This is a genomic window from Nostoc sp. FACHB-888, from assembly GCF_014696655.1.
Lineage (GTDB): Bacteria > Cyanobacteriota > Cyanobacteriia > Cyanobacteriales > Nostocaceae > Nostoc.
Map to the genome: position 1 here is coordinate 1 of NZ_JACJQM010000280.1, position 4,465 is coordinate 4,465.

Annotated in this window: 3 protein-coding genes and 1 pseudogene; 3 read left to right on the top strand and 1 reads right to left on the bottom strand. The window is 39.8% G+C overall.

The annotated features are described in order from the left end of the window. Positions 1 to 309, top strand: a 309-nt coding sequence (locus tag H6G26_RS38995; protein ID WP_190737161.1) for a hypothetical protein, incomplete at its 5' end; no start/stop codon positions are given. A 320-nt stretch (positions 310 to 629) separates the two neighbouring features. Beyond that, positions 630 to 1,004 (top strand): hypothetical protein, encoded by a 375-nt coding sequence (locus H6G26_RS39000; protein ID WP_190737163.1) that lies wholly within the window; start codon positions 630 to 632, stop codon positions 1,002 to 1,004. Positions 1,005 to 1,322: 318 nt separating this feature from the next. Here the strand turns inward: H6G26_RS39000 and H6G26_RS39005 are convergent, their stop codons facing one another. Beyond that, positions 1,323 to 1,853, bottom strand: coding sequence for a hypothetical protein (locus H6G26_RS39005; protein ID WP_190737165.1), 531 nt, complete (start codon positions 1,851 to 1,853; stop codon positions 1,323 to 1,325). Between the two features lie 39 nt (positions 1,854 to 1,892). On the opposite strand from H6G26_RS39005, the pseudogene H6G26_RS39010 reads away from it, so the two are divergent. Then, positions 1,893 to 4,465, top strand: a pseudogene (locus H6G26_RS39010) (hypothetical protein); the annotation flags it as partial.

Here is a 4,465-nt window from a genome sequence, read left to right on the forward strand (position 1 = left end):
GAAGCAGGTGTAAAAAATATTTCTCAGATGACCGTCCAAGATGCCGAACAGACCTTAAAGATTCTGGCGGATAGTGAAGCATCCCCGCAATTCATTAAAAGCTTATTGGCACAAGCAGTAATTGATGGTGCGTCACCGCAGGTTTTAGAGTATTTTCTAGCAAGCGACATTGACGGCGATGGACGGACTTTGGCGACTGTTATATTTCAGGATGGGACGAATCCATTGCAGCCAGATACACCCCAGCCACCACCCAAGGCACAGGTTTTATCTCCATCTCCAACTGAAGATTTAGATTGGGAAATATAGCATATATTCTCAAACTTTACTAGCAACCTGAGCTTTGATTTTTTCAGTACTCAAGTTGCTAGTTCTTTTTTGAAAGCATATTTAAACTTCTTAAGTTAGATACGAGTTCCATTTTTCAAAAAGCACACTAGTAGTTCGCTTTCGTGACTTGGCAGGGTAAAGGGAAAAGGGGAAAGGTTTTAAATCCTTTACCCCTTACCCCTTCCCCTTTCCCCAGCCCTCACAAGCGCATCTTTGGGTTGACAGACTACTAGGGTGTAATTGAATTATCGATTACACCTGTTCCCTCAACTAACTCAACAACTAAAGAAGGCCATAGTATGACTTTATTAGGTATTAATAGACCTTTAGATACAACCCAAGTAAAACTGTGGGATGAGCGCGATTTGTCTACAAGCTCTCGCCGCCGGGAGCATCTAGAAATTCTCCTGTGCCAGAAAGTACAGATAGGTGAAGACCCTACCTTGTGTGAGAAAGTATTAGATTATCTATATTTGTCGGCATTTCAGCAAAATATCAATCGCATTACTGTCCAAAAGGAAAAAGAAAGGTCAGTATTTGCCTCCCTACAGCAAGTGATTATTACGTCTTTTGCTATTTTAGGGATGTTTGCGTTCCTTGCCGCCGCTTCCAACAAGTCAGTTGTGCGGTCGTCTGGGGTAATCCCTCCAACTATAGAACGGCAAGCCAATTAACCAAACAATTCGCTTTTTCGCCCAGGCAGACAATGGAAGATCAACTGAAAGTAATGTGGGCTGAAGTAGTCAGAGAATGCTCGGCATTCAATTCACTGCACATATTAATCATTACAGCCTTTGCCATTTTAGGAATGATTGCCTTTTTTTAACGGGGCGTTTCGCTCTGTCAAACCATCGGCAGCTGCTAACCCACCTACTACCCAACAGCGTTAATCCAAATGGTCAGGCAGCGTCAGAAATTCAACGCAAAAAGCTGAAAGCACTGTTTGATAATGCTTTCAGCTTATATTACCACTCGCTCTGCTTAGGGTGAGCTTAATATGCTGTGTCCTTGTCGAAAGGCAAACTGTCAACATCTTCAAAGTTACGCAGGTCTTGCTCCATCTGTTGCCGACGTTGGACGTATGTTCTGCTATCTTCCATCCTTCCCCTCATCTGCCATGCACCAAAATTAATACCCTGTTCTGCGTGTTTAGCAGATACTTTGTTGTAATCATCAATTTCTATTTTCTTGCGTCGTTCCATTTCTTCTAGCCACCCAAGGCTTGTACCCTTTTTAAGCTCAGATTCAAAGTACTCCTGTTTAAGAGAACCGTCAGGGTTGAACTGTATTTTCTCTGTTGGGGTGAAGAAATCGTATGCCGTGTAGACTGGCCTTAGTTCTGGGTCAGTTTCATCTAGATGTTCTAACTCAAGATACCTATTCTTCAAGATTTGAGCATGTTTATCGATCATTTCAGGACGCATATTATCAGCAATTAACTGCTGAAGATACTCTGGTTTTAAAGAACCATCTCCACAGACTTTTTCTTGGTTCATATTTAACCAACGTTTTAATCTTGACATATTTACCCCCCAAGAATTTTTCCAAATTTAAATAAATGTATGGCTCTAGAATTCAAACACTTTGATACAAGGTTAAATCAATGGATTCATGATGACGGAGACAAAAAAAATCCTGATTCAATTTTAACTGAGAAAATAGACAATACTCTATTAGAATCATACTTTCCAAATAAAGATTTTTCTTTTGGACATATTGATGAATATAGTAAACCAGAAGATTTACAAAATCACCCAGAGGGACATATTCTTTTATTATCTTCTAAAACCAGGCTTCTGTATGGTTCTCCAGAATGCTTAGAAGTAATTGAGAAATTATGCCCTGATAGAAAAGATAGAGGTGCTTACGGTTCAATTTTTTTAGGTGCTTGTAAAAATTCAATTAATGAACGGTTAAACATCTTAGTCGTAGATGATAATACGGGGGAAAATGGAGGCTTTCTTAAAGACCAAGATGCCTTTAAATTAGTGGGAGACTGTTATGGACAGATTTCAAATGAAGCTTATGTAAAATTAACTAAAACAAAAGAATATGAAGATAAAAGTTATCGAGTGATTCAGCATCGCTTTGGTTGGAGAGAAGGCGATGGAGAAGATACTAAATACCGTTTTGGTAAAGGAACTCTACGACCATTTAAACTAGAAGAGTTGTCTTGGCAAGAGAATACACCCAAAATCGACTTAATCATTCCCATATCCAGTTTTAAAGGTACAGACAAAGATAATCCCAATGGTGCTAGTAAACCCCAAATTCAACCAGGGCTATATCAACAAAAAGTCTGGTTAGGTGAGAAGTCTCAGTCAGAACGGGGACAGACAGCTATATCCCAACTGTTGGCATCATTTCCCCAAGGGATCAAAGATTTCGCTGAGGAGCTAGAGGCACAGGCTCAAAAGCTAGCCGAAAATCAGTACGACCCAAGGATTGTTGCACAACTTTACTGTGAGAGATACGAAAAACGTAAGGCTTTCACCGAGCCACAAAAAGCATCTTTAGAAAAACAAATTACTCCTGCATCTGCTGATGGCTCATTAGCTAAACAATTAGAACTAGTGACATCGAATGATGCTAATGGAGAATATGAGGCAATCGATGAAAATAATGAATTCCCAAAAGATGATTTGTTAATGTATAAACTCATAAAGGCTGATTTAGTTGGGGGACATAATCAGCTTTTAGAAACTGAAAAAGTCAAACAAGAACTGAGTAAATTTGTCCAAAGTGAGTGGAAAGATATAGCACTTGGGAGAACTTTAACATTTGATCGAGGAATGATTATCCCATCCAAAGAACTAAAAAATGGTGAAATCTGTGTCTCTTGGATGGATGAAAAGGAAAAAGTATTAAACTTTCGTTCTCCCTTTCTCAACTCTAATGGTTTGTGTGTATCTACCAATAAACATGTTTTAGACCGTTTAGCTCCAGACGGTGAACCATTGCAAGGAATAATTGTAGTCAACGATGAAGACCACAAACGTATACTTGCTAGGATTGAGGCGCTAGAAACTCAAGGCATTGAACACAACGAAGTCAATCCTCTCGAAACCGAATCAGAACGCCAGGCACGAGACTACGATGGTGACTGCATTGGTGTAGCAAAAGCCAGCTTGTATCCCAATCTGACAGCAGAGGCAAAGCGAAGAAATCTTCCCCAAAACGCCTATTTGCCCACGGTTAAGCTTAAAAAACAATCATTTTATTTGGAAGATGGAACCCAGCCCCCTTTTGAAAAAATCGCTATTCACATGAGTGATAGCATCAGCGTGGGCATAATCAACAATCAAGTTACTGCACTGGAAGCATTAGAATCGGAAATTGAGGTACTTAAAACTTATGGGACTATCGAACAACAATCAACTTATTTAGACAAAGTTTCTAGTCATTATAAGGCCCTATTTGAGCAAGAACACCAGAAAGAGCCAAAGTTAATCCGAGAAGAATATAAATCTTATATGCAAGGGTTTGTTGAATTTGCTTTGGGTCAAAGAACTCCAGAGATTATTCAGCAGGCGATGGATGTTAACCGCCTGATGTACCGAGAAATGATTTGTGAGGGATGTTATCAAAACCAAATAGCGGTTGATTTATTCAAAAGCGCTAAAAAACCTGAGATGAATTTAATCAGGGAGAACAGCCGCTATTTGTATCGTGATGTTAATTATATTAAAGATAAGAAATCTTCGTCAGTTTATTTAAGCACGGGGATAACACCAAACGGCTACTCACCAGTAGAATTATTAATTAGCCAAACCAATAAATATTTTCAAGAATCACAGTTAGAATCACGTCCCATCGTCCAGTTTAAAGATTTGTTCAAAGGAGTAGAATTTACACCACAACAAAGATTTGCAGCGATCGCCGCCAAGTACGAGTTTGATCTGAAGTTCAACGCTGCGGTTCGTGCCTCAAGGCGGCGAGAAACAGAGTCTGGCCCTAGCGCAATTATTCAAACGGATTCAGGAACGCAACTTGAAATTACCAACCTCACCCGCTACGGGCATCCCCTAATCTGGAAAGCCCAGACACTTAATATTCGCCTAGATGAGATTAAATTCACAAACAGTGAACGCCCCCATAAATTATTAGCAGTTGCACAGATAGATGGCGAGGTTGG

What these genes read in the sequence shown, in the direction of transcription:
- H6G26_RS39000 (WP_190737163.1), top strand. Translation starts at nt 630, where the DNA reads ATGACTTTATTAGGTATTAATAGACCTTTAGATACAACCCAAGTAAAA.
- H6G26_RS39005 (WP_190737165.1), bottom strand. Translation starts at nt 1,853, where the DNA reads ATGTCAAGATTAAAACGTTGGTTAAATATGAACCAAGAAAAAGTCTGT.